The following is a 26,969-nucleotide window of genomic DNA, read 5'->3' as shown; positions in this document are numbered from 1 at the left end:
CAGACACATATTATCCGTATGAAAATTAAAATATGGACGGTATTGCTGGTCGTTTTGCTCTTTACGGCAGGGTGTGCCCGAAGCGGCGGTGAAGGCGCCGACGCGTCCAGGCCGGTAGAAGTGCACGTCGCTTTCTGGGGCGCGCCCGACGAGCTCAATATCCTCACAGGCATCGTCGCGAAATGGCAGGCAGTGCACCCCGAGATAATAGTCAAACTCGAGCATACCCCGTACCGCGGCTACGTCGATAAGCTGTTGACGAGGATAGCCGGGCACGCCGCGCCGGATGTTATCTGCACGGAAGTCGATCTCTTCGTAACTTTTCAATCCAAAGACGTCCTGTTAAGTCTCAACGAATTTATTAAAGACGACCCCGAGTTCAACGCAAAATCATTCTACCCCGAGATAATGAACCGCTTTAACGTCGACGGCAATCTTTACGCGATCCCCAGGGATACGGCGCCTTTCGCGTGCGTTTATTATAACAAGAAGCTCTTCGATGAGGCCGGGGTGCCATATCCCAAAGACGACTGGGACATGGACGACATGCTCGCCAAAGCGAAAAAACTTACGAAGATCGACCCGGACGGCAGGGTGATACAGTATGGTTTCTACGCGTGGGCATGGCAAAACTTCGTATATTCTTTCGGCGGTTCTCTCGTAGATAATGTCCGGAAACCGGCTAAGTGTATGCTCGATTCCAGGGAATCGATGGAAGGCCTGCAGTTCTATTCCGACCTTATAAATAAATACAAAGTCCATCCTTCCTCCACCACGATGACAAATCTTGCCATGGGCGTTCAGGGCATGTTCATGACAGGACGTCTTGCGATGTTCTCGTCGGGGATATGGGAGACGCCGAGCCTGCGCAAGGCCGAGGGCCTCGAGTGGGACGTGGCGATGTTCCCGAAAGGGCCCAAAGGAAAAAGAGGTTTCGGCACGGGCGGTTCCGGCTACTGCATATTGAAGACGACAAAGCATCCGAAGGAAGCGTACAAAGTCATAAAGGCTATGACCGGCTCTTCTGCCCAGACTATGCTCGCGGAGACAGGCCTTGCCCAGCCGGCCATGATGGCGATAGCCGAAGGGCCCAGCTGGATAGGGGGCGACGCGCCTCCGAAGAACAAGAAGATGCTTAACGAGGCGATGAAGTACGTTATATATGAACCGTTCAGTTCTGTTTGGCGCGAAGCAAAAGAGGTGTATATAAATCCGGAGATTGACCTTTTATTTAACGGCAAAAAGACGGCGCAGGAAGCCGTCGGGGCGTTTATAAACAAAGTAAACGGTTTGTTAAAAGCAAAGTAAAGCCCCCCATCATGCCCAAATTCAAAACCAAATACGGCTATTTTACCGACGACGGTAAAGAATATGTCATAACAAGGCCGGATACGCCGAGGCCCTGGATAAATATATTATCGAACGGCGAATACGGGCTTGTTATGTCGCAGACAGGCTCGGGGTACAGCTGGTGGAAGAATGCCAGCCTCGCGCGGATGACCAGATGGCTCCAGGACATGGTCAAAGACGACATGGGCCGGTACGTATTTGTAAAAGACCGGGATACCAAAAAGGTCTGGTCGCTTGGCTGGAAACCGCTCTGCCCCAAGTTCGATTTTTATGAAGTGCGTAACGGTATCGGATATACCGTAATAACATCGAAAATCAACGATATAAAATCCTCCGCTACAGTATTTGTCCCGCCCGGTGAAAATCTCGAGATATGGAAAATAACGATAAAGAACGAAGGCTCCCGCGCCCGGCGTTTAAGTTTATATACCTACCTTGAATGGTGTCTCGGTAATGCCGACGACACACACCGCGAATTCCAAAAAACTTTTATAGATACCTGGTTCGATAAAAAACTGGGCGCTATTTTCGGAAAGAAGAAAAAACATCTCGTCCCGAAATACGTGTCATCAGGCATGGCCGAATATCCTCTGGGAGGTTTCGCCTCCATCAGCGGGAAATGCGCCTCTTATGAAGGAGATAAAGAGCGCTTTTTTGGCATGTACAGGAGCATAATAAACCCGGTAGGACTGGAGAAGGACAAGCTTACAAACACCGCCGGAGCCTGGTACGATCCGATAGCGTGTCTGCAAACCAATGTAGATATAAAGCCTGGTTCCGAGAAGGTCGTAATTTATACCATCGGCCATCTGGAGGACGAGAAGAAGGCCAAAGCGCTTATAAAAAAATATCACAGCGTTGCGGAGGCCGACAAGGCGTTTAAGCGCACTAAGAATTTCTGGGCGGATCTATTAAGTCCCCTCGAAGTAGAAACCCCGGACGCGGCATTCGATATACTGACGAATACGTGGCTCAAATATCAGACGATCGCGGGCCGATTATGGGCGAAGACGGCGTACTATCAGTTTTCCGGCGGATACGGGTTCAGGGATCAGTTGCAGGATTCTCAGGTATTCCTGCCGCTCAAGAGCGAGTTGTGTAAAGAGCAGATACTGATGCACGCCGCCCATCAATTTACCGACGGTTTGGTTCACCACTGGTGGCACCAGCTGACAAAGATAGGCGCCCTTACCAACATGACCGACAACCTCCTGTGGATGCCATACATACTATTCAGTTACTTAGAAGAGACGAAGGATTTTAAGTTCCTCGACGCAAAAGTGCCGTACCTCGACGGTAAGGCGGGCACGCTCTACCAGCATTGCTGTAAGGCGATCGATAAAGTCCTGTCGAGATTCAGCGAAAGAGGCCTTCCCTTTATGGGCGACGGCGACTGGAACGACGGGTTTAATCTTATAGGCGGCGATTGGAAGGGCGAGAGCGTGTGGCTGGCGCAGTTCCTTTACGGTGTACTTACGAAATTTACTCCGCTTGCCGAACGGAAAAAAGATAACGCCCGCGCGAAATATTACATGACACGCGCGCGGAAGCTGAAAGCCGCGGTAAATAAATACTGCTGGGACGGCGAATGGTACTTCGCGGCGACCAGGGACGACGGGAAGCTCGTCGGAAGCCGGGAGTGTAAAGAGGGTAAGACTTATCTTATGACGCAAACCTGGGGAGTTATTAATGATGTTTCTACGAAAGAGCGCAAGATAAAGTCGATGGACTCTGTCTGGAAATATCTGCAGAAAGATTATGGCCCGTTATTGATAGCGCCGGGATTTTCCGTGCCCGACGAGCATATAGGGTACATTACCAGGTATGCGCCGGGTGTAAGGGAAAACGGCGCGGTATATACGCATGCGGCGTGCTGGGCTATCATGGCCGAGTGCTGTCTCGGGCGGGGAGACAAAGCGTTCGAGTTCTATTCGAGTTTCTGCCCAGTAAAACGCGGCATGGCCCCGGATGTTTATAAGTGCGAGCCATATGTTACCCCCGGCAACACTAATGGCCCGCAGGCCGCCGACTACGGCGCCGGCGGATGGACGTGGTATTCCGGCTCGGGCGGGTGGCTGTACAGGGTTGCGACCAACTGGATCCTCGGGGTCAGGCCGACCTATGAAGGGCTCCTGATAGACCCATGCATACCATCGAAGTGGGGCGGGTTTAAAATGAGACGCAAATACGGCAAATCGGTGTATAATATAGAAGTGGAAAATCCCCGGCATGTCTGCAAAGGCGTAAGGCAAACGTATCTGGACGGGAAAAAGATAGATTCGAACATAATCAAAGACTTAAGCGACGGCAAGACCCATCAAGTAAAAGTGGTAATGGGATAGTAAATCACATAGTAAGTCAACCGCGTAGGTTACAGGTGGTAAATGTGCTTCAACCTACGCGGTTGACTTAGTCCATGTGCTTCAACCTACGCGGTTGATTTGGTCTAAAAAGTGGTAATGGGTTAAGGGTCACCAAGAGGCAATATGCGCATATTGGTCATCGAAGACGAGAAGAAGATAGCCGACTTCATTAAGCGCGGACTTAAGGAAGAGGGGTATGCTGTCGATACCGCCGGCGACGGCGAAAACGGTCTTTTTCTCGCCAAAACGAATAATTACGATCTCATTCTTCTCGATCTGCTCCTGCCGAAGCTCGATGGTATTCAGGTGTGTAAAGTGTTGAGAGAAGAGAAGATACCCTCACCCATTATAATGCTCACCGCCAAGGATGCCGTCAAGGACAAGGTAACCGGTCTTGACGCCGGGGCGGATGATTATCTGACTAAACCGTTTGCTTTCGAGGAGCTTCTGGCGAGGATACGGGCGATATTGCGGAAGAAGAGCGAAGTGCAGGAGGAGACGAAATTGCACGTGGCCGATCTCCTGTTTGATCTTCATACTCACAAGGTTACGCGCTCGGGTAAAGAAATAGAGCTGACATCGAAGGAATACGCTCTCCTGGAATATCTTATGCGCAACGCCGGCAAGGTCGTTACGCGCACCATGATATCGGAGCATGTCTGGGACATAGATTTCGATACGTTCACGAACGTAATAGATGTGTACATAAACTATCTGCGAAATAAGGTAGATTCCGGCGCCAAAAAGAAATTGATCCACACTGTAAGAGGCAGAGGGTATATACTGAAGGAATAAGGCTCATGTTCCATAAATCCATCCGCTTTAAGATAACGATCATCTACATGGCCATACTGGCCATGACACTCTCCGTATTCAGCGCCATACTATATCATCAGGTGAGCAAGTCCCTTTGCGAAAACATGGATACCCTCTTAAGGTCGAGAGCGGAAGGCATAGTATCGGCCATCAGCACCTATTGGTCCACCGAGAGGCTCGGGACGATGCGTTATGGCGCTAACGCCGAGACCGACGGAGAATATGTCGATTTTCCCACCATCGCGCATCGCTGGGTCGAGGCAAAATCGAAAGACCCGAAACTGCTTAATATCATAGTGCAGATATTCGACGCGAAGGGCGACATAGTAGCATCGTCGAAAAATACCCAGGGCATAACGAGCGTGTCCGACCAGACACTTTACGCGGCCCTGCAGGGCAGAAGTACGTTCGAGACCCTGCGCTCGTCGTTTCCCACGAAAAAAGTACAACTCTTCCGCGTATTCATCGCGCCCGCGATACAGAATGAAAGCGTGGAATACATAGTTCAGGTCGGAAGCCCCCTCGATCCCATAAATAACGCGCTCTATAGTCTTAAAGTCACCATATTCATACTCTTTCCGATCACTGTATTGATTACGGGGGTCATGGGCGCGTTCCTCGCGACCATGACGTTGCGGCCGGTCGACAGCATGATTCGCACTATCCACGATATAACGGCCGAGAACATGAAGATGAAGCTCGCCATTCCGGACACCAAGGATGAGATACAGAAGCTTGCCGAAACATTCAATGATATGTTGGCTCGTCTCGACGCTACTTTTACGTCGCAGAGGCATCTGTTCGAGGACTTATCACACGAGCTCAAGACGCCGCTTACCATATTAAAAGGAGAGTTCGAGGTTGTCCTGAAAAAGATGCGCGCTCCCGACGAATATGAAACTGTACTCAGATCCAGTCTTGAGGAAGTCGACAAGATGACTCGGCTTGTGGAGAACCTTCTGATGCTGGCGAGTTTCGAGTCGAAAAAGATAATGCCGGAGAGGACACGGGTGGATGTGGGGCTACTGCTTAAAAGCGTTATAAATAGTATCAGGAAGCTCTCCGATCTGAAAAAAGTTGATGTAAGTTTCGGTGGAATAGAGGGGGCCGCTGTTACAGGAGACGAGAAACAGTTGAAACAGCTCTTCCTTAATATAATAGATAACGCAGTTAAATATACGCCTCAAGGGGGATCGGTCGGGGTTAGGGTGGAGGGGGGCGATAAAAACGTAAAAGTTATAGTCAAAGATACCGGTGTCGGGATACCTAAAGGCGATATCGAGCACATATTCGACAGGTTTTACCGTGTGCATAGCGCGAGGGGCGTCCACGGCTTCGGCCTCGGCCTTAGCATAGTCAAATCGATCGTCGATGCGCATAAAGGCCGCATAGACATAGATAGCATTCCAGGAAAAGGAACATCCTTCGTAATAATCCTGCCGTTATGACCTGTCTTTTTTTCCTAACATTAAAATATTTTAATACTGCTCTAATAGGTATTTAATGGCTATTAAGATATACTTAGGGCATGAAGCTTTAGGAAGCTTCGTAAATTTGAAAGGGGGAAGTTATGATGAAAAAAATGGCTTATGTATTTGCAGTTATAGCCATGGCGTGCGCGGTAGTGTTGCCGCAGGCGTTTGCCGCCGAAAAGCCGGTAGCCAGCGCGGCCGGTGAGCTTATGGTATCCGATTTCGATGCCGGAGAGAAGCCGAATAATATCGGTGGTGATTTTGGCGCGTGGAGCAAGGATCCCACAGATTTTTCGCAGGGATGCACGGAGTCTTTTGACAGCGTCAACAGGTACGGCACCAAAGGTTTCGCTATGAAACTTGAGTACAGCGTCGAGTCAAAGAACCCGGCGTACAACGGATTCTGGATGTTCCTTCAGAACCTGGATGCTTCAAAGTATGACAATGTAGCGTTAAGAGTAAAGGGCGATGCGAAAGCCGGTTATACTACGGTTTTCAAGCTTGAGCTGAAGAACGCGAGCAAGCAGGTTGGCCGTTATTACGTTACAAACATATCCGATCAGTGGCAGGATATCGTGGTTCCTTTGAAGGATTTCAAAGGGCTTACCGATTTCTCTAACCTGACCGAGTTTGTTATCGTATTTGAAGACAGGATCGCGTCCAACAAGAAGGGCGTAATCTACATCGACGATATCAGATTTACAAAGAACAAATAGTAACTGCACAAAAATAGTTTTCGTTGCGGGCGAAGTGAGGCAGTCTCTTTGAAAAAAAGAGATTGCTTCACTCGCAACGATGAAAAAATAGGTAACTATGGCCTATCCAATAAAACAAAAAATAGCATTCATATCTTTTCTTTCCGCCATCATCGGGCTTATATTAAATATATCACCATTATATTCGGCACAAGACACTTCCACGTCCGGCGCCGCTAAAGCGGTCGCGCCGATCGTGCTTATGAATTACAACGACGGAACTCTTACCAATTCCCTGGGCGGCATCTCCGGCGGTAAAGACACAAAGCCCGGCACAATGTATCCCACAGCCATCCCTGACGAAGGATTCACGCACGGAGACAACGGTTATTCCGTCCGGCTCGATTTCGATGTCCGGAACCTCGGCGAATACGCTTTTTACTGGATGAAGCTGGGCAAACAGCTCCCTGATAAAAAGGATGCGACCGCGCCGCTCGATCTGCGCGGATATAATTACATTTCGCTATGGATAAAAGGCGCCCAGGAAGAGGGCGATATGAAGATAGAGCTTCATCAGGATGCCGATGGTAACGGGCTCTTCATGTTCGATAAGGATATAACGAGTTTCGTATACGCGAACGCATTTTTAAGATCCGGCAAGATATCTAAGGAATGGCAGAAGCTTACGATACCTTTAAAATATTTTTCGAAGATTACCGACTGGTCGAAGATAATCGAGCTTGTTTTTGTATTTGAGAATAAATCCGGTAATAAGGAAGGTACAGTTTACATAGACGACATAATATTCGGTTCCAAGCCGCCGGAAATATTCGATGTTCATCCGGGCAACGAGATAAACTCTCCGATAGCGGCTTCTTTTACGGTAAACGGTTCCGCCGCCAAACAATGTTTCGCCCTGAAAGGTTTGAGCGTACTTGCGATAAAGGCCGAGACCTCTAAAGACAATCCCCTCATAGAGAGTGTAAGATTTGAATACAGCGTAGATAAGGGCACGAATTGGAAGACGATAGGGTATGATTACGATGTCAGCAAAAAGATATATAAGGTAGAGTGGACGCTCGATAACGCAAGACAGCTTTACAATTATCAGGTCCGGGCGGTTGCCACCGATATCAATGGCACTGAGAAAGTCACCGGTGTCCTGATAGATTGCGGCGTTGAGCCTATTACAGACGATGAGTTTTTAGATCTGGTCGAGCGGAAAGCTTTTGAGTTTTTTAATGAACACCAGAATCCTGTGACGGGACTTTTCGCCGATACTTCCGGCGGAGGGGACGCGTCCATCGCATCGACAGGTTTTGGCCTGGCCGCCCTGTGCGTCGGAGCCGAGCGCGGCTGGATAGATAAAAAGGAAGCGAAGGGGCGGATATCGAAGACACTCGATACATTCCTGCCGAAGTCTAAAGATGCCGAGCCGCTCGCGGAAGGTAAATACGGATTTTTCTACCATTTCCTGAATCCCCACAATGGTAAGCGCGCCGGCAAGAGTGAGATATCGACGGTCGATACGGCTATACTTGTGGCGGGCGCCATTACGGCCGGTGAATATTTCGGCCAGGAGATAAAAACTAAAGCCGAAGAATTATATAAGAGAGTCGAGTGGGAAAAGTTCCTGAACACAGACCAGGGCGGATGGTATAATTGTTATTCCATGGGATGGTCTCCGGAGCGTGGATTTTTAAGTTCTTACTGGGACTACTATACGGATGAAGTCGTATTGATAACTCTTCTTGCCATAGGCTCTCCTACTTATCCGGCGCCACCTGATGTGTTTTACGCCTGGGCAAGAAATAAAGATGCCTACAAAGACGGGAAGAGTTTTATATACAGCTGGCACGGGAGCCTATTCTCATACCAGTACGCTAACATATGGTTTAATTTTCAGGATATCGCGGACAGGCAGGGGATAAACTGGTTCGAAAATTCTACTAACGCCACCCTCGCCAACAGGCAGTTCTGCATAGACAACGCGGAAAAATATAAAGGGTTCGGCCAGAACAACTGGGGGATAACCTCGATGTCGAGGCCTGAGGGCTATACGATGCATTTCGGAGTTCCTCCGACCGGTAACGGAGAGCCGGAGAACGACAATACGCTGTCTCCGACGGCCCCGGCAGGATCTATGGTATTCACGCCGTATCTTTCGATGGCGGCGCTCAAGCACATGTACGTGAACTATCCGAAGCTCTGGGGCCAATATGGTCTTAAGGATTCGTTTAACCCGGCGCGTGATTGGTACGCGTCCACCTACTATGGCATAGGGGAAGCGATGATGCTTTTGCCGGTCGAGAATTTCCGTTCGGGTTTTATATGGAAAAATTTTATGAAGAATGCCGATATAAAACGCGCCCTGCAGAGGGCGGGCTTTACGAAAGTAAAAGGTAAGAAGTAAAAACAAGAAGGGGCGCAAAAATGAGAAAGATAATATTCGTATTGGTTGCCATAAGCTGCGCTTTTTTAACGCCGCTGTCTTTTACGCACGCCGCCGATAACGCATCTCAGGACACCTCCGGCCAGGAGCAGATTCCACCGGCAAAATTTGACGAAGAACTTGCGCGGATGTCCCACGCCGATTCCGACGCGGCTGTGATAAAAGCCGCCGAAGAGGCTATGGCTAAATGCGCCCGCGCCGACGATTTCCAGAGATTTGCCGAAAACGTCCGGAGCATGGCCGAGACGAAATCGAATTTTAAATATATGGCCTCGCTGTATTATGTTATCGCAAAGGCCAGGATAGACGAGCTCGCGTTCCTTTCGCGCAGGAATGATATCGAGTCCGGCAGGCGCTACATGTCATTGAACGAAACCTATCGTAATGAAGCCGCTGATTATATAGAGAAGGCGCTTGCTACTGCGCAGTCCAAGGATTTGATGCTCGACATATACCTCCTAAAATTTCTCGCCGCGAAAGAAGAGTTCCAGCCGCAGATGGCGGAAGAGTTTTTGTCGGACATGTCGGACAAGATAGCGAAATACTCAAACGATAGCGAGCTTAACAAGAGACAGCTCTACAGAATGACCGACGAGTTCGTGAATAAAGGGCTCGGCGACTATGCGCTCAAACTGAAGATAGCGTATCTCGCGAAGGTCGACCAGAAGACGGCCCAGGAGATACTCGAGGACATAAGGAAGGATGCCGACAAGAATTTTGCCCGCGGTAATACCAGGGCCGCATCCGAGATATACGACATATATATGAAGGCCGGAGCCCCTTATTTTAATAAAGATGTTATGGGCGCCAAGGCGATGGAGATAGCGGAAAAATATTTCGGGGGCAACAGGTATCGTGAAGCGAGAAAATATTATGAAGCCTATGCCGCGGATTATCCGGACTCCAAGGTTATGGATTATTGTAAATATAAGACCGCTTTATGTTATTACAACGAGAAAGATTACAAGAACGCCGTAAACAGTCTGGAGGAGTTTCTTGGCACCTATCAGAATTCCGTATGGTTCGACCGCGCGTTTGAGACACTCTGCCGGATATACTTCTGCGAATTTCCAAAAGAGGAATCTCTCCCCGGCCTTGAGAGACTTGTGAAGAATTATTACAGGAAAAATACAGGCGATCTCGCGTACGTTTTCATAGGCCTTACCCATTATGCCGACAAGGAATACGATAAAGCGCTCGAGGACATGAAGAAGATAGACATAAACAGTGTTTATGCTTATACCGCCGATATTATTATTACAGACATAAAAGAGATAAAGAAGGGTTCGAATCCTTCCTATACATTCGGAGCGAAAGATAAATATAGGATGTGGGAACCGCTGAAACCGGCTACCGTGGAGATAGTGCCGGTAGAAGCGGGTGATGCCAATGAATGGTTGAAGGGCGGCGCAAAGGGCGAAGATAAGAAACTCGAAATAACATATACGGAAAATGGCACGCCGGTCGTTACGGTGAAGCCCGGCGCGAAGATAAAATTTACACTGCCGACATTGGCGGATGAAGACAGGTTCGCGGAATATCTGCAGGACAAAGAAGATGTGAGCCGCCTGCCCAAGAAGATTAAAGATGAGAGCGAAAAGGATCTTTTGAGTCTGCAATGGACCTCCGAAGGCGGTAAGTTTATCGATGAGAGGCAGACCAGGGACAAGGCATGGCAGGCGCCGCAGGAGCCGGGCCGGTATAGGATATCGATAACTGCCGACGATCTGGGCTTAGTCCGCGAGCCGGACAAAGGCATCAGGAAAGACCCTGTCAAAGAATTGAGCATGATAGTGAATGTAACAGAAGAAGTAAAGAGCGGAAATTAAACTAAGGAGTTGTTCTCATGAGTAAATCGTTCAACCGTATTTTTGCGTTAATCTTCGCAATCCTTTCCTTTACTATGATCTCCTGCGCATCCGCCGATGAGAAACGCGTATCCGTGGTGACAGACCCCACCGGATTCAGCATCCTCGAGGCCGGCGAAAAGGGCATGTTCAATATGGGCCCGGCCATGGGCGATGTTGTGCCGGAGCGTGAGATATCCTTAAATAAAAACGTCTTGAAATTCGATTACACCATATTTAACGGGGCGATCGCTGGCGTGTGGACCAAGAGTTTTCCTTCGAAACTGGGTGCCAAAGCGGTAGACGCTGTCAGGATAGGCGTAAGGGTGCCAACCGAGGAACAGGTAAAACAGGTTTCGGTAAAACTGGAGATTAAAGGCGAAACGGGTGTGCAGACCGTTCCGCTCGTTATAAAATACGGCTGGAGCCATGTCCGCGAGTCGGTCGATTGGAATAAGATAGGCAAGCTTAAAGAGGTAGTCTTTGTTATAAGTCCGCTGGATGCCGGCAAGAAGCTCGAGGGCATATTATATTTCGATCTCGATTTCTTCAGGATGACGTTTTTACAAAAATATCTTGCCGCTATAAAAGCCGCGATAGTTCTTGTCCTCGGATTTCTTTTGGCTTTTGTGGCTCTACTGATCGGTAGGGCTTTTGCCGGTAAAAATGCCGGCCGGAAAATCCCGGCCGCCGGCATTAAACGCGATCTTTTGTATGCCGTTACGACTGTGTTGATCCTGGGCGCAGGTATGAGCATACTTTCCATGGGAACGATGAGTTCACTGGATGCCGGGTTCGGCATCAATTTTATCCTTGTGGCGCTGATGGGTGTGGTTATAGCCGGAATATTGAAGTACGCTCTTACCGGAAAACACCTTACGCCGTCCGAGGTATTTCAGAACGCGATAGTGTCGGGATTTCTTGCCGCCGCTTCGAGCAGGGCGGAGATACTTCAGCCGCCGTCGTCTTTCGTGCAACTTTTAATGTTCAATAATCTCATCGCCGCGGTAACCTTCGTTATATATCACACCGCGAACGCGCGTTCGCTCGCCTCGTCGGGCAAGCATTTGAGGCCCATCACGGTTGCGCTTATCGCCGGGACGCCGTATATATTTAACTGGCTTCTCCTGGTGGAAAGCCCGGGTATGGTTGAGTCGATAGGCAACACGGTTACCTTTGGAATGTGGGTTTACTGGTCGGTCATACTTCAGAATATAGGCCGCCTTGTTGTTCTATTCGTGTTCAATGAGATCGTTGCCAACGGTATAGGCCTGGCCCTGAGAGACCAGCCGCTCAAGACGATGAAGGCGCATCTTTCGGTATTCTTTGTATCTGTCGGCGTAGTAGCCGCTCCGATCATCGCGGACATGGGGTCTACGATGCTTGTGGCATCGTTCCCACCCTTTTTACGGGCAATCGCCTGCATCTTCGCCAGCATGTTGTCGTTTGGCGGCCTCTGGGCGGAGGTCTATCTTATAACGGGTATGCTTCTCGACAGCGGTAAACTTATAGCGCCGTCTTCGGGAACGGTATTGAAGCACGTCAATGCCGGCATGAAGAAAGGTATGGCGTTCAGCGCGATAGTCATGGCCATCCTTTTCGTAGCGAATATGCTCATAGGTTCGTCCGCGGCCCAGAAGCTCATCGCTTTAGCGCCCGCGGTCATAGGTATACTTGTCGGCGCGCTTATTTTCCCGTTTATCAAAACCATCATCGAATCATTCGATGGAAGCCTGCCCTTCTTTGAAAGGGTGCGTTATAGTTATCGCGATTTTTCGTTATATGCACGAGGAGCCATAGTAGGGTTCGGTTTTGCTTACGGCGTGAGTAACGGTATGATTACTCGTCCGATGGGCGAAAGAGTGCTCTTCGGTTTCGTAATAGGCCTCCTTGCCTCCGGCGGAGTGAGTTTTCTGCGGGATGTGGTATACGCTTTACAGGGCCGCGGCAGGGTGCATACATGGAAACTGTATTTTGTCGATTCGCTCTGCGGCATATTTATGGGTAGCGCCGCGGCGTTCTATATGGACGCTTTGCAGGTGCCGGTGGTAGTAGAAAAACTCAAGCTATATGTGAGTTCCGGTTTCTCGGCGGTGGAATACATTACTTATCCGCTTGTCAATAAATGGGGCCGCATCGATCTCGGTACGTATACCGGAGGCGTGAAGCTTCTTTATACAGAGTCGCTGGCCGGTGTCATAAATTGGTCTATCGCGGCCTGGCTTTTCGCGATAAACAAAGTATTTATGCAGGCCTATTTCGAGAAGGACAAGACCCCGATAAAGTTTTTCTTTTCTAAGGCCGGCTTTGCCCAGCTCGTCGAGCACATGATATATGTGTTGAGGTGGGGCCTCTGGATGTCGCCTATAATATTTACGGGCCTTCGCATGATGCCGGACCCGACATGGTATAACCAGGACGGCGCGATACGTACGGTGGTAGCGACCTTTCAGAGCCTTACGATGACGCCAGACGCTTTCCGTACCTGGAGCCTGCAGTTATTCACGTATATAATTGCCATCGATCTTTTCCGGATAATTATTTGGATGGATCATATGGGTCTTCGCGTGGCGACGCTTGTTAACTTGAGCTTCCTGGGTCTCGACAGGCTGGATGAAAAACTGGCTCGCTTCATAGGCCCGGCCGCGGCTCAGCGTTATATCCCCGACGCCGTTAAGCGTTTTGCTACATGGGCGCCTCTTCTAATACCGTTTTATATGCCGCGCGGCGCCGAGTGGGACCAGGTGTGGAACTCGTCGCTTGCCATGCAGAACGCCGCCGCAGGCAAAAAGGGGATGGTCGCTACGATACAATCTCTGCCGCTTCCTCAGCTACTGCTCGTTATAGCCGCCGCGATAATAATTTTTACAGCGCTTTCTTTCGCTCTTCGCGCGTTTCACCGGAAGCGCCGATCCGCGAGCCTCGAGAGCTTTGAGCTTTCCAACAGGGAATACAGGGTCGTGCTTAGAAAGAACGGAGAAGGTTTCAGCGAAGGCATACATAAAGAATGCGACGTCAGCAGGCGCTCCTACGATCCGATGGATCCATGCGGCAAGATACTATATGTAGTCGATCCCGCGCAAGACACCTCGAGCGCATCACGTTACTGGCCTGTCGTCGGTAATTTCCCGACGGGCAGGTTTGCGGCCTCACAGATAGAAAAAGACGGCGACGCGTTTAAAGTGATAAATATTAACAATGGTGTTAAAACATCGATAAAGATATCCCTGCCGGATAAGGACAGCACCGTCGAGATGTGGGAAGTTACCGTAGAGAACATGACCGGTAAAACCCGCGAACTTAAAGTTGTACCTTATTTGGAATGGGTTCTCGTCGGAGGCATACACGACAGGTTCCATACGCAGTATGCCCGGCTCTATCCGGAGATGGAATACGCCTCCGAAGCGAACGCGATACTCGCCTGGCAGAAGAGCGCCAAGAATATGGGTATATTGGCCTGCGATGTAGCTCCCGAAGGATTTCTGGCATCCCGTGTAGATTTTATCGGCCGCGCGCGCAGTATCTGGACGCCACGGATAATGGAGACACTAAAATTTCCCACCGCGCGTGATACGAGCCCGCATCCGACATTCGATCCGATAGGGTCGCTCGCCGTGAACGTAAAAGTCGCGGCCAACGGTTCCTCTAACGTGCGCTTCATGGTAGGGTTTGCCAGGAACAGGCAGACGGCGCTCGATCTGATCGCTAAACACTTAAATCCCCGTGTCAACTCCGGAAAGCAGTATGTGTCCGAGGAAAAGAAGGGCGGGCTTTTGATAGGCCACGGAGAGATACCCAGTGGTACGCCTCAGCCTTATTCTACATTCTCCAAGGACGGCAATTCACTTATAGTGCATACACCGTTCACTCCGCGTCCGATAGACCATGCTGTATCCAACGCTCTGCATTCCATCATGGTGACGAACCGCGGTCTGCATACCTCATGCAACGGCAACTCACAACAGAACCGTCTTACGCCGGATTGGCCGGATATAGTAACAAAAGAGATACCGACGGAGGCGATGTACCTTTACGAGCCGGAATCGAATGAATGGTATTCGCCGACATATCAGCCGCTTTGCGACAAATCCGCGAAGACGGAATCCGTATTCAGTGTTGACGGTACGGCTGTTTTCCACATGCAAAAAGGCGATATTTCGACGGAACTTTCGGTCTTTGTGCCGCCGTCGGAACCGGCAGGCATTTATCTGCTTACGGTAAAGAACTCTTCATCGCACGATCGTAAGATGCGCCTGGCGTCCTATTTCCAGATGGTGCTGGGTTTCCAGCCGGAGAGAGCGGGCCCGCTCGTCCTGCGCCGCGACAAAAAAACCGATGCGCTGTACTTCAGTAATCCGCGCAATATATTCCGTTCAGGCTGGGCTTTCGTATCGAGCTCGCTAAAAGCGGATGTCGTAGAAACTCTGCGCGGCAGGTTCTTCGGCTCGGGCGGAGATGTAGTACATCCGTTCATGGTCGAGAAGGGCTCGTCCGATAAAACGCAGGTGACCGATTCTTCGCAGGTGGCGGCATTCATGGGAACCATCGATGTTCCCGCCGGCGGCCAAACCACGATAGCGGTTGTAATGGGCCAATCCGACGACCGTAAAGAGGGCGAGCGGCTGGTCCTTAAATACAAAGACGTCGAGGCGGCTAAAAAATCTCTCGAGGCGACCAGGAATTGGTGGAATCAGTTCATGTCGACCCTCGAGGTAAAGACGAATAAGCCGGAGTTCGACCGCTACCAGAACTGGCTTAAGTATCAGGCGTTGGCCGAACGTATCTGGGCCAGGCGCGGTTTCTACCAGACGAGCGGCGCATACGGTTACCGCGACCAGTTACAGGATACGGTCAACCTGATATGGGTAGACCCGGCGTTATCGCGCAAACAGATACTTCTGCACGCATCGCAACAATTCATAGAAGGCGACGTCTTCCACTGGTTCTTTACTTTAACAGACGGCAGGACGGCATTTTCATGCAGGTCTCACGCCTCCGACAATCCGTTGTGGCTGGTATGGGGCGTTGTCGAATACATAAGGTGCACGGGGGATAAGACGATCCTGGACGAGATGGCGTCGTATGTCGTTTCGCAGTTCCCGTTTGCCAAACTTCCTAAGAATAAACAGGGATGGGGGCATTTATATCACAGGACGACGCGTTCTGATTCCGTGTATAAACACTGCATGCGTTCGCTCGACCTGATATTAAAGGACAGGACGGGAAAGAACGGCCTGCCGCTTATACAGACGGGCGACTGGAACGACGGCCTTGATGAAATAGGCTCTGAGGGCAGGGGCGAAAGCGTTTGGCTCGCTTTCTTCCTTTATTATATATTGAAAGAGATGGTCGGTATTATCGAAACAAAAGAAGGTAAAGCCTGCGCCGGATATTACGCCAAAAGGATGGAAGATTTGAAAGAGTCCATCGAGAAGACATGGAGGGGCGACCGGTATCTCAGGGCGATCCACGATGACGGTACCGAGATAGGCGTTAAAGGCAGTGGCGTTTGGGAGATAGATGCGCTGACGGCATCATGGGCGGCGATGAGCGGTATTAATTTCGAGCGGGGATTGGCCATATTCAATACAGCCCTCGAAATACTCGAGAAGGATAACGCGATATTGCTCGGATGGCCCGCGCTTCGCGAAGACACCAAGCCGTATCTCGGCAGGTCGAGTAAATATCCCGAAGGCGTCCGCGAGAATGGTATGTATTGCCACGGCGTCCAGTGGCTCGTTAGGGCCGCCAGGATACTGGCTGAGGAGTTTGATAAACGCGGAGAAAAAGCGAAGGCCGGCGAGTATCGCAAGACCGCCTACAGGCTGTGGCTTAAGGTCTCGGCCATATCGCATACAAATGAAGCCGAGCTATACGGCGGACAGCCGAACAAGCAGTCGGCGGATATCCTGACGAAGTTTGACCCGGGACGCATGATATGGCACGGTTATACAGGTGCCGCGGGCTGGATGCTGCGCCAGGCGATGGAAGGTGTGGTTGGCGCGTCCTTATCCAAGAATGAAATCATTCTTCCCGCGGATTTGGGCGAGCCCAGAGGTGATTTGAAAATTACCAGTGTTCGCAGAGATGTAAAGAAGAGCCCGTTAAAGTTCATCACGCAAGGATAGCGATGAAGAAGCTTGGCATAACAGCGGTACTTTTGCTGTTACTATCGGCTTTCGTAATGAGGTTCGGTGTTGCGCAGGAGTCGTCAGCTAAATCCCGCAACGACGCGAAGACCCCGGCCTCGGTGGTGATAGCCGATTTTAATAGGGACTCTCTGGTAAATAATCTTAACGGCGAATCCGGCACCTGGGAGAAGAACCCCGAGGATAAGACGCAGTGGGCGGTCGCCTCTCTCGAAGGCGTTACAAGGTGCGGCGATTCAGGTTCTTCTCTGAAACTCGAATATAGCGTCGATTCCACTGGCGACGCTGTCAACGGCTTCTGGACGCAACTCCGCGATTTTGACGCGTCGCGCTACGACCATTTTGAATTCTGGGTGAAGGGGGACGAGAAGAAACTCTTCCCTTCGGTCTTCAAAATAGAGTTTCATAAGTTCGAGAAGAGTCCCGACGGTTACGAGCAGACGATAACCGGTAGTTTTGTGGTAAAAGGCGTTACCGGGCGCTGGCAGAAGATATCCATTCCCCTGAATGTGATGAACGGCATAACGGATTGGCGCGACATAAGGGAGATGGTTATAACTTTTGAGAAGAGGCGCGTCGATTCTCCGGAAGGAGTGTTATACTTCGACGACTTCGCCTTCGTCCGTACCGGCAACCCGGGCCCCGGCGTAAATGATCCCGTCGAGCATAAAAAGAAAAAGACGGCTGAAGGCATATCCACAGAAGATTTTGCGAAGTTCCTCATAGCCCGCCTGGGCGGTTTTCCCTCCAAAGTATTTGTCAAAAAAGAATTTCCGAAAGACGACAGGGCGTTCTTAAAAGAGATAGCTAAAGATACATGGAAGTATTTCGACGCCTGCGTGGATAAAGAATACGGCTTGCCTCTCGACAATATAGAATTTACCGAAAATGCCGTTATATCCAAAGATACCAGGATAGGTGACTATACCAATATAACGAATGTCGGCGTCTATCTCATGTGCGTTGTTTCCGCAAGCGACCTCGGGTTTATTACGAAAGAAGAAGCGGTAAAGCGGCTTAGTTTGACACTTACCTCCATCGAAAAACTCGAAAAGTTCAAAAATTTCCCCTATAATTATTACGATATAACTATATTCCAGCGCACATCCAATTTTGTATCGTTCGTAGACAGCGGCTGGCTCGCGGCCGGCCTTATCGTGGCGAAAAACGCTTTTCCTAAAGAACTCGGGTCGACCTGCCAGAACCTGATCGATTCCATGAATTTCTCTTTCTTTTACGATCCGGTCGAGCGTCAGATGTATCACGGCTTTTACACCAACATAGATTACTATTCGGAATACCGCTACGGCGCGTTCTACACGGAGCCGCGGGCGATCAGTTACATCGCCATAGGTAAAGGCGATGTCCCAAAGGAGCATTGGTTCTCCCTTATGAGGACTTTTCCTGAAACATGGTTCTGGCAGACCGAGACGCCCAAAGATAGGCGAGAGAAGACGTATCTCGGATGCAAAGTCATGGGCGGTTACTACACCTATGGCGATCTTAAGTTCGTTCCGAGTTGGGGCGGAAGCATGTTCGAAGCTCTTATGCCGACGCTGATAATAGATGAACGCAGGCTTGCGCCCAAGGGGCTTGGTTTAAACGACGAGAGGCACGCCGTGATCCAGGCGCGCTATGCGTTAGAGAAGCTCGAATACCCCGTCTTCGGCATGTCGCCTTCGTGCGTGCCGGAAGGAGGCTATTCGGAATATGGGGCAAAGCCGCTTGGAATGAAAGGGTATAAAGCGGGCGTGGTAACTCCGCACGCTACGTTCCTGGCGCTCGAATTCATTCCTAAGGAGTGCGTTAAAAATCTGCGCACGATTCTGCAAAAATATAACGCTTACGGTGAATACGGTTTTTATGACGCTATAGATGTAAAAACAGGCAAGGTCGCGGTAAAATATATGTGCCTCGATCAGGCCATGTCTTTCATAGCCATCAATAACTACCTCAATAAAGGCGCCATCCGCAAGCGCTTCCACAACGACCCCATCGCCAAAAATGCCGAAGAGTTGTTAAAAGTAGAAAATCTTTTCGATTAATAATTTACTTTTAAGATAATAAATGTTATATTATATTGCCAATAGCGTTAAATAAAGGCATAATTGGGGCTACTTAATTGATTAAATTAAAAAGTTCTGATAAAGAAGCGGTTGCCGGATATCTATTTGTCCTGCCTAATTTTATAGGCTTTGCGGTATTTACCCTCGTTCCTGTCATACTATCTCTCGTTTTAAGCTTTGTAAACTGGGATATGCTCTCCCCTCCGAAGATGGTCGGCCTGGCCAATTTTATCAATCTCGTGGGTTTTCACAAGGAAGCGGCCGGTTTTGTCGCTAACGACCCGTTATTCTGGAAATGTCTCGGGAACACGCTGTATCTTATGCTGATAATCCCGGTAGAGATAATGGCGTCGCTTGTGCTTGCGCTTGTAGTAAATCACAGGATACGAGGCATAAACCTTTTCAAGACGATATACTTTTTACCTACAATAACGAACGGCGTGGCGATATGCCTTTTGTGGGCCTGGATATATAACAGCGACTTCGGTCTTTTAAACAGCATTATCATAAAATGCGCCAATTTTCTGAGCATACATGCCCACGGCATACCATGGCTTACGTCTGTAGAGTGGGCAAAGCCGTCGCTCATGATGATGGGATTATGGATAATGATGGGCGGATACAACATGATATTATTCCTTGCCGCCCTGCAGGGCGTGCCGAGGGAGCTGTACGAAGCCGCCGAGATAGACGGGGCGGGCTCGTGGGAAAAGTTCTGGTCGATAACCTGGCCGATGATAAGCCCAACTACGTTTTTCATAACGGTCATGGCGGTGATAGGCGGCTTTCAGGGCGGTTTTATGCAGGCGTACATAATGACCGGCGGCGGGCCGGATCGCTCGACGATGACGCTCGAATATCTCATATATAACCACCTGTACAGCTGGCAGCACGTAGGATACGCGGCGTGTATCGCGTGGTTCGTCTTCATGATAGTGTTCCTGGTTACTATTTTTAACTGGCGATTCGGAGGGAAGCTTGTCCAATACTCCCATTATTAAAAAGAATAAGGCCGCCAGAACGACCTTGATGTATATTTTTCTTATATTAGGCGGCATAACCATGATACTGCCGTTTTTATGGATGATCTCCACATCACTCAAATCTTACAATTCAGTTTTTATATTCGATCTTAAAGATATAAAATGGATACCGGACCCGATCTATTGGAAGAACTATGTCGACGTGTGGAAGGTTGTGCCGTTCGCCAGGTTCTACCTGAACAGCATATTCGTCTGCGTCGCCGTTACTTTCGGCCAGGTCGCCACCAGCGCCCTGGCGGCGTACGCTTTCGCCCGGCTGAAATTCCCGGGGCGCGACAAGATATTTTTCGCGTACCTGGCGACGATGATGATACCCGGCTCGGTTACGATGATACCGGTTTTCGCGCTCATGCGCTGGTTCGGCTGGATCGATACGTATAAAGCGCTCATAATACCGTCGATCTTTACGGCTTACGGGACATTTCTTTTGCGGCAATTTTTCATGACCTTGCCGCGCGACCTCGAGGACGCGGCAAAGATAGACGGGTGCAGTCTGTGGGGCATATTCTGGAGGGTGATACTTCCGCTTTCCAATACGGCGCTGGCCACACTCACAATACTCGTCTCGCTCGGCAACTGGGTGAGCTTCATGTGGCCTCTTTTGGTTACGAACTCCATAGAGAAGAAGACTTTACCGATAGGCCTGGCTTATTTCCAGGAGCTGTATCAATACGCGCAACCGGATTGGGGGCTCCTCATGGCCGGCTCCTTGGTAACGATGGTACCGATAATCATAATATTTTTATTCAACCAGCGTTTCTTTATAGAGGGTATTAAACTTACGGGTATAAAGGGGTGATATGAGCAAGATCATGAATACTCTGAACAACCCTTTCAAAAAGGAAAGGGTGCGATCTTCCGCGCAGGAAGAGATAGCCAAGATATATCTTAAGGTTTCCGACAAGACCAAGCACAGGAAGGAAAAACGTGTTCCCGTTTTCCCATGGGCCATCGCGGCTGTAACATTATTTTTAGCCGTCGTAATGTTCTTATTCAAAAGCAATATCGATGTGAAGATAAAAATATTAGGCGAGATACCTTCTTTTAATACAGGCACGCCCGATAAATTCGGAAGCTTACGCGAGAAAGGGCTGTACCTGATAAAAGGCTCGGAGGTAAATAAATATCTGGTAGAAGATGCCGGTTTTAGGGGCGATGCCCGGACATTCAGTAAGATCGACAAAGACGAGATAATACTGTGTAATGCCAGAGGTAACGGATGGGCAAACTATGAGATAACTCTGAAGGAACCGGTAGATCTTACGAAACTCGACATCAGGTATACCGCCAGGGGCGAGACGGGTGAAGAATATGTCGCGATATCGATAGTCGATTCCGACAACCGCTCTTACAGGATCCCGAAAAACATAACATCGAAATTATCTAAAGAGTGGCAGGCGCATACGATAAATCTTAAACCCTTGAAGAACGCCGTGGATCTTAAAAATATTGTTACGATACGCTTTGAGTTCGGCAGTCTTACTGCCGGGAATAGTTCCATGGCGACGATATTTATTAAAGATATTTGCGTTACGAAAACGAAGAGAAGGGAGGTATGATGAAAGGCAGTAATGTCTTTAGCTTCCATATAACGCAGGACAGGGAAAGGCGTAATCTGGCCATCCTTGAACTTGTGCGTAAACGCGGGCCTGTTTCCCGGGCGGAGATATCGAGAAATCTGGGGCTTAACATAGTTACCGTTACAAATTACGCGGATTATTACATTAATAAAAGGATAATACTCGAGGTTGGGCTTGATACATCGTCGGGCGGCAGGAGGCCGGAACTCCTGGAGTTGAACGCGAAGAGCGCTTATGTGATAGGCGTCGATATAAGCCCTGCCGGCATATCGGCGATAGTTGCCGATCTCAAAGTCAATGTTATAGCGAAGGTTAAGGTACTGCGTCCGCAGACGAACATGGAAGAGCTCATGCCGGTGGTGATAAACGCGATAGCGGAAGTTATCGCGAAGAGTAAAGCCGCGCCGCAGGATATAAAAAATATAGGGATGGGCATATCGGGCATAATAGATTATCCGTCCGGCACCATACGCGATACCGACCCCACCAGAGGAAGAACGCGCGTCAGTTTTTTGAAATTTAGTAAAGCCCTGGAGGAGAAGTTCGGCATACCCGTCTATATAGGTAATGACGCCTCCTGCGCCGCTTTCGGCGAGAGGACTCTGAACCCGGGCGCGGATGTCGATAACCTCGTCTACATGTATTCGGATGTGGGATGCGGCATGGTAGTCAACGGCGACGTTTATACGGGCGCAAGCGGATGCGCGGGCGAGACGCAGATAGCGCATAACGGTTTGCAGACCAACGAGAAGGATTATGTAAAAGAGTTCGCTTATCTTAGACCGTGGGGTGTGGATCTGGGTGTGGCGCATGAAGCGCGGAAGGCCGCGAAGGCGGGCGGCGCCGGAGATATGCTGGAACTTGCGAAGGGCAAGGCGGAGAATATAACCAAAGATACCGTCATAAACGCCGCGAAAAAGGGCGATAAGGAAGCTGTGGCCCTTCTTGAAAAGGCGGGCGGCGACCTGGGCGTCAGGATAGCGTATATGATAAATCTTTTGAATCCATCGCTTGTTATTATAGGCGGCGGTATGGAGGCGGCCGGAGATATGCTCTTTGATCCGCTTAAAAATGCGGTTAAAAAATTCGCTTTCGAGGAACCGGCGGCCATGGTGAAGATATCGCCGAGCTTCCTGGGAGAAGACGGTGTTGTGCTGGGCGCCGCGGCATTGGCGGCCAGAGAGATTTTCATCCAAGCATAGTTTTAAAAGGAGGGTAATACGATGTGGGCTTTGAGGTTAAGGATGTGGTTATTGACAACGGTTCTGCTCGGCATAATCTATGCGATAATAACAGTTATCGGCACGCAACTTGGTATCGGCAACTTCTATTTTTATCTCGTGTTATCGCTGGTTATGATGCTGATACAATATATGATGGGCCCGAAACTTATAGAGTGGTCTATGCGGGTCAAGTACCTGAAGCCCGGAGAGAACCCTGAGCTGGAAACGATGGTTCGTTCCCTCGCCGCTACGGCGAATATACCGGCGCCGCGTATAGGCATAGCCAAAATATCGGTGCCCAACGCGTTTGCCTTCGGCAGGTCGATAAAAGATGGGCGCATATGCGTAACCGAAGGGATTATGGGGCTCCTCGACAGGGATGAGCTCAGGGCGGTGCTTGGCCATGAGATGAGCCACATAAAGAACCGCGATGTCCTGACGATAACATTATTATCCGTCATACCTATAATTCTATACAGGATAGCGTGGCAATTCCTGTTCTTTGGGGACAGGAGAGATAGGGAGCAGTCGAACGGGATGCTGATAGGGTTGGCGGCCTTTTTGTTCTATTTTCTTACTAACCTTCTGGTCCTTTACGCTTCCAGGATACGCGAATATTTCGCGGATAAGGGCTCGGTCGAGCTGGGTAATAAGCCGTCGCAACTTGCGTCGGCTTTGTACAAGCTCGTGTATGGCTCGGCCAGGATGCCGAAAGAGGCCATCAAGGACGTTGAGGGGATGAAAGCTTTTTTTGCCAATGACCCGTCGAGAGCGATGTATGAGCTTAAAGAGTTGAAAGACCTTGATCTCGACAGGAGCGGCACGATCTCCGAGAGCGAACTTATGGCATTGCAGAAAAAGACCGTGAAACTTAATTTCGGCGATAAGATGATGGAGCTTCTGAGCACGCATCCGAACATGCTGAAGAGGATCAAGCGTTTAAGCGAGCACACGCACCAGTAGAATTTTTCGCTCCCCGGAGGAAGACCCTTTCGGGATTCATGCCTCGCGGGACGCGAAATTTTGGCCATGCAAAATTTCGCTGCGAGAAAATTTCTCGCATCTGCTCGAAATTTTACGCCCCGCTTGGCACGAATCCCTGCGGGTCTTCTTCTTGAGGGAAACGAAAAATTTGTAAGGAAGCGTTATGAGATGTCCGTATTGCGGATCCAGGAAAGACAGTGTAATCGACTCGCGAACGCCGGGCAACGGTTCGAGCGTGCGGCGCAGGCGGCAGTGTCTTAAGTGCAAGAAGCGTTTCACGACCTATGAGTATGTCGAGCGCGTTCCTCTTATGGTCGTGAAGAAGGACGGCCGCAGGGAACCATTTAACAGGGAGAAGCTGGTTAATGGCGTGATGGTTGCCTGCGAAAAGCGCCCCATAAGCGTTAAGCGCATCGAGAAGCTCGTCGACGACATAGAGCGCCGTCTCGGCAAGAAGGACGAGACTGAAGTGGCTTCAAAAGAGATCGGCGAGTTCGTAATGCGCGGTTTGCACGAGATAGATGAGATAGCGTATGTCAGGTTCGCTTCCGTTTACAGGCAGTTCAGGGATGTCGGCCAGTTCATGAAGGAGTTGAAGACATTTCTTAAATAGGGAGGACGGATGAAAGAAGCCCTATACTACGAGAAACTCGACGGCAGTAAAGTGCAATGCCACCTGTGTCCGTATAATTGTCTCATCTCCGACGGCCTCAGAGGCTCATGCGGTGTCAGAATAAACCGCTCCGGCACGTTATATACGGAAGTTTACAATAAAACTACAGGTATAGCTCTCGACCCCATAGAAAAAAAGCCCCTTTATCATTACCACCCCGGCGAATACATATTTTCTCTCGGAACGAAAGGATGCAATCTCCATTGCGAATTCTGTCAGAACTGGCACATATCGCAGGAGCTTGATGCCCCCGTCCAGGACATAACAGCCGAGCAGGCCGTAGAAAAAGCGAAGGATGCGAAATCTTTCGGCATCGCGTATACCTACAATGAACCGTTCATATGGTATGAATTTGTATTGGAGACGGCGAAACTGGCGAAGCGGTCGGCTCTCGCGAACGTCCTTGTTACGAATGGTTATGTTAATATGGCCCCGCTCGAGGGGATGCTCCCATACATAGACGCCATGAACATCGACCTGAAATCATTCGATGAAGTGTTTTACTCCAAGGTATGTAAGGGTAGTCTGCGGCCGGTTCTCGAGGTGATAAAACGTTCGCACAAGAGCTGTCATATCGAACTTACTAATTTATTGATACCGACGCTTAATGATTCTCCGGAGATGATAACGAGGATGGTTGACTGGATATATGACAACGTAGGGCCGGAAGTACCGCTCCACTTCTCGCGGTATTTTCCGTGCTACCAACTGTCCTTGCCGCCCACGCCTGTTGACTCGCTGAAGCAGGCGGAGCGGATAGCGAGGAAGAAGCTCAAATACGTATACCTGGGGAACGTTTGATTATTTGTAATATTTTTCGTAATCTCGAAGATCGATATTAAGTTTTGCGCCTTTTTCGCGCTCTCTCAGCCAATCTTCCATATAGGCGTTCTTTTTAACGGCAAGCGCTATCCGCGAATAATCGTCTTTCTCTTTCTTGAATTTTTCCGGGTCGAAGGCCTGCGTCTGGGAAACTGTAAATACCAAGAAGCCTTTTTTAACTCCAACCGGTTTTGAAATTTCGTCTTTTTTGAGCGCTGTGGCCACAGGTATTATAGGCGCCATCTCTCCTATATCTTCGACGCTATCCGTCCTGCCGAATAGTCCCGAAGCTTGCGCTTTAAAGCCGAGTTTAGATGCCGCATCCTCGAACGATAGCTTTTTTCCGGATATCAATCCGTTTATTTCTTCGCATACCGCGTTTGCTTTTTCCTCCGCCAGCGGCCTGGCCTTATCTTCAACCAGTAAGGTTCTTATCGTTTCCCTGGCTTCTTCCAGGGTTGCCTGTCTCTTTACGCCTTTTTTGCCGGTTGCGTCTTTGGCCTGGAACATGAAATCTTTTTCATGCTTCTTATGGAGAGCAACGATTTCTCCGTCGGTTACGGTTATTTTGCCCGTGAAGTCCTTTAGAGGTATCGTTATGTAGGATATAGCGAATCGCGAATTATCGCGCCCGTAGTCCGCCGCAATCTCTTCATCGGCTATCTTTACATCTTTAGTTATAATATCGGTAAGTTTCTGTATCATCAGGTTTTCCCTGACGAGCTCTTCGAAACTCCTGGGATAAATCCCCAGGGAATTTTTCAGGAAATACTGATATATATGATCGTCGAATTTTCCGTTTCGCAGAAAGAGGGGATGCGATGTTATGAAGCCTACAACCTCTTTATCCGAAACCTTTATTCTTGCCGCGCGCGCCTTCTGCAGCATTATAAGCCGATCCCAGGCGAGTTTTCCGAGGAACTCTTTATTACCCAGTATCGCGTCGAGGGTTTCAGGGCGGCCATAATAGTTTAAGACCACCTGACAGCGTATACTGTAAAGGCTGTCCGCGAAATTTTCGAAAGATACCTTCCTGTTCTCTATAATGCCGACATATTTCGGGCCGCCTTTAGTCGAGCGCCCCGTATTGCCGGTTCCCCACAGAACAAACGCGGGTAATATCAGTATGAGTAGTCCCCACAGGACTATTTTGGTAACGTGTTTGCTTCTGAATAGTTTTAGCATTACTGCCTCCCTTGTGCCATAGATTATATTTCATCGCCGCGCGGAGCGCAAGAATAAACGTAGGCAGTGAAAAAAATACCGAGGGAGTAAGGTTGGCGGAATCACCTACGAGGTGAAACCTGTCTAAGTGATTTCTCCTCGTAGGTGGGCAAAGGTTTTTCGTGCAAGGAAGTTCCGTGTTTGCTCACCTCGTTCGCTCGAATAGTAAAAGCGTTACCCGCGGCATCCGTCGCTTGCTTTTGCGGGGAT

The 26,969-nt window shown here is 49.6% G+C and carries 17 protein-coding genes; 16 read left to right on the top strand and 1 reads right to left on the bottom strand.

All coding sequences use genetic code 11. The annotated features are described in order from the left end of the window. Positions 1–18 precede the first annotated feature (18 nt). The 16 genes from PHS46_07280 to amrS all read left to right on the top strand — a co-directional run bounded on the left by PHS46_07280 (position 19) and on the right by amrS (position 25,514). Positions 19–1,308, top strand: coding sequence for a sugar ABC transporter substrate-binding protein (locus PHS46_07280; protein MDD3906308.1), 1,290 nt, complete (start codon positions 19–21; stop codon positions 1,306–1,308). Between the two features lie 11 nt (positions 1,309–1,319). Continuing rightward, entirely contained in the window at positions 1,320–3,692 is a 2,373-nt protein-coding gene (locus PHS46_07275; protein ID MDD3906307.1) for a glycosyl transferase family 36, read from the top strand. 144 nt (positions 3,693–3,836) lie between these two features. Continuing rightward, positions 3,837–4,508, top strand: coding sequence for a response regulator transcription factor (locus PHS46_07270; GenBank protein MDD3906306.1), 672 nt, complete (start codon positions 3,837–3,839; stop codon positions 4,506–4,508). Positions 4,509–4,513: 5 nt separating this feature from the next. Then, entirely contained in the window at positions 4,514–5,977 is a 1,464-nt protein-coding gene (locus PHS46_07265) for an ATP-binding protein (GenBank protein ID MDD3906305.1), read from the top strand. Positions 5,978–6,099: 122 nt separating this feature from the next. Then, positions 6,100–6,717: a CIA30 family protein gene (locus PHS46_07260; protein MDD3906304.1), complete on the top strand. Its 618-nt coding sequence runs from the start codon at positions 6,100–6,102 to the stop codon at positions 6,715–6,717. Between the two features lie 97 nt (positions 6,718–6,814). Then, positions 6,815–9,109, top strand: a complete 2,295-nt coding sequence (locus PHS46_07255; GenBank protein MDD3906303.1) for a glucoamylase family protein — start codon at positions 6,815–6,817, stop codon at positions 9,107–9,109. A gap of 20 nt (positions 9,110–9,129) precedes the next feature. After that, positions 9,130–10,977 (top strand): tetratricopeptide repeat protein, encoded by a 1,848-nt coding sequence (locus tag PHS46_07250; protein ID MDD3906302.1) that lies wholly within the window; start codon positions 9,130–9,132, stop codon positions 10,975–10,977. Between the two features lie 17 nt (positions 10,978–10,994). Beyond that, complete coding sequence (locus PHS46_07245; GenBank protein ID MDD3906301.1) at positions 10,995–17,123, top strand: hypothetical protein; 6,129 nt, start codon at positions 10,995–10,997, stop codon at positions 17,121–17,123. Positions 17,124–17,125: 2 nt separating this feature from the next. Further along, positions 17,126–19,189 (top strand): glucoamylase family protein, encoded by a 2,064-nt coding sequence (locus tag PHS46_07240; GenBank protein ID MDD3906300.1) that lies wholly within the window; start codon positions 17,126–17,128, stop codon positions 19,187–19,189. 77 nt (positions 19,190–19,266) lie between these two features. Continuing rightward, complete coding sequence (locus tag PHS46_07235; protein ID MDD3906299.1) at positions 19,267–20,211, top strand: sugar ABC transporter permease; 945 nt, start codon at positions 19,267–19,269, stop codon at positions 20,209–20,211. Further along, positions 20,189–21,052 carry a carbohydrate ABC transporter permease gene (locus tag PHS46_07230; protein ID MDD3906298.1) on the top strand — a complete coding sequence of 288 codons (864 nt, stop codon included), beginning with the start codon at positions 20,189–20,191 and terminating at the stop codon, positions 21,050–21,052. The genes PHS46_07235 and PHS46_07230 overlap by 23 nt, the downstream gene beginning before the upstream one ends. A 1-nt stretch (position 21,053) precedes the next feature. Further along, positions 21,054–21,812 carry a hypothetical protein gene (locus PHS46_07225; GenBank protein MDD3906297.1) on the top strand — a complete coding sequence of 253 codons (759 nt, stop codon included), beginning with the start codon at positions 21,054–21,056 and terminating at the stop codon, positions 21,810–21,812. After that, positions 21,809–23,035 carry an ROK family protein gene (locus PHS46_07220; protein MDD3906296.1) on the top strand — a complete coding sequence of 409 codons (1,227 nt, stop codon included), beginning with the start codon at positions 21,809–21,811 and terminating at the stop codon, positions 23,033–23,035. The genes PHS46_07225 and PHS46_07220 overlap by 4 nt, the downstream gene beginning before the upstream one ends. 21 nt (positions 23,036–23,056) lie before the next feature. After that, positions 23,057–24,019 carry a zinc metalloprotease HtpX gene (locus PHS46_07215; protein MDD3906295.1) on the top strand — a complete coding sequence of 321 codons (963 nt, stop codon included), beginning with the start codon at positions 23,057–23,059 and terminating at the stop codon, positions 24,017–24,019. Positions 24,020–24,203: 184 nt separating this feature from the next. Beyond that, positions 24,204–24,653: a transcriptional regulator NrdR gene (gene nrdR, locus PHS46_07210; protein ID MDD3906294.1), complete on the top strand. Its 450-nt coding sequence runs from the start codon at positions 24,204–24,206 to the stop codon at positions 24,651–24,653. 9 nt (positions 24,654–24,662) lie between these two features. Beyond that, on the top strand, positions 24,663–25,514 hold the full coding sequence (amrS, locus tag PHS46_07205; GenBank protein MDD3906293.1) for an AmmeMemoRadiSam system radical SAM enzyme: 852 nt from the start codon (positions 24,663–24,665) through the stop codon (positions 25,512–25,514). On the opposite strand, the gene PHS46_07200 is transcribed toward amrS, so the two are convergent. Further along, positions 25,515–26,720 (bottom strand): SurA N-terminal domain-containing protein, encoded by a 1,206-nt coding sequence (locus PHS46_07200; protein ID MDD3906292.1) that lies wholly within the window; start codon positions 26,718–26,720, stop codon positions 25,515–25,517. It abuts the gene before it with no gap. Between the last annotated feature and the right edge of the window lie 249 nt (positions 26,721–26,969).

This window comes from Candidatus Omnitrophota bacterium (assembly GCA_028699255.1).
GTDB lineage: Bacteria > Omnitrophota > Gorgyraeia > 2-01-FULL-45-10 > 2-01-FULL-45-10 > FEN-1322.
This window is presented reverse-complemented; position numbering and strand designations above follow the sequence as displayed.

What these genes read in the sequence shown, in the direction of transcription:
- PHS46_07260 (MDD3906304.1), top strand. Translation starts at nt 6,100, where the DNA reads ATGATGAAAAAAATGGCTTATGTATTTGCAGTTATAGCCATGGCGTGC.
- PHS46_07265 (MDD3906305.1), top strand. Translation starts at nt 4,514, where the DNA reads ATGTTCCATAAATCCATCCGCTTTAAGATAACGATCATCTACATGGCC.
- PHS46_07270 (MDD3906306.1), top strand. Translation starts at nt 3,837, where the DNA reads ATGCGCATATTGGTCATCGAAGACGAGAAGAAGATAGCCGACTTCATT.
- PHS46_07280 (MDD3906308.1), top strand. Translation starts at nt 19, where the DNA reads ATGAAAATTAAAATATGGACGGTATTGCTGGTCGTTTTGCTCTTTACG.
- PHS46_07250 (MDD3906302.1), top strand. Translation starts at nt 9,130, where the DNA reads ATGAGAAAGATAATATTCGTATTGGTTGCCATAAGCTGCGCTTTTTTA.
- PHS46_07275 (MDD3906307.1), top strand. Translation starts at nt 1,320, where the DNA reads ATGCCCAAATTCAAAACCAAATACGGCTATTTTACCGACGACGGTAAA.
- PHS46_07245 (MDD3906301.1), top strand. Translation starts at nt 10,995, where the DNA reads ATGAGTAAATCGTTCAACCGTATTTTTGCGTTAATCTTCGCAATCCTT.
- PHS46_07200 (MDD3906292.1), bottom strand. Translation starts at nt 26,720, where the DNA reads ATGCTAAAACTATTCAGAAGCAAACACGTTACCAAAATAGTCCTGTGG.
- amrS (MDD3906293.1), top strand. Translation starts at nt 24,663, where the DNA reads ATGAAAGAAGCCCTATACTACGAGAAACTCGACGGCAGTAAAGTGCAA.
- PHS46_07255 (MDD3906303.1), top strand. Translation starts at nt 6,815, where the DNA reads ATGGCCTATCCAATAAAACAAAAAATAGCATTCATATCTTTTCTTTCC.
- nrdR (MDD3906294.1), top strand. Translation starts at nt 24,204, where the DNA reads ATGAGATGTCCGTATTGCGGATCCAGGAAAGACAGTGTAATCGACTCG.
- PHS46_07240 (MDD3906300.1), top strand. Translation starts at nt 17,126, where the DNA reads ATGAAGAAGCTTGGCATAACAGCGGTACTTTTGCTGTTACTATCGGCT.
- PHS46_07215 (MDD3906295.1), top strand. Translation starts at nt 23,057, where the DNA reads ATGTGGGCTTTGAGGTTAAGGATGTGGTTATTGACAACGGTTCTGCTC.
- PHS46_07220 (MDD3906296.1), top strand. Translation starts at nt 21,809, where the DNA reads ATGATGAAAGGCAGTAATGTCTTTAGCTTCCATATAACGCAGGACAGG.
- PHS46_07225 (MDD3906297.1), top strand. Translation starts at nt 21,054, where the DNA reads ATGAGCAAGATCATGAATACTCTGAACAACCCTTTCAAAAAGGAAAGG.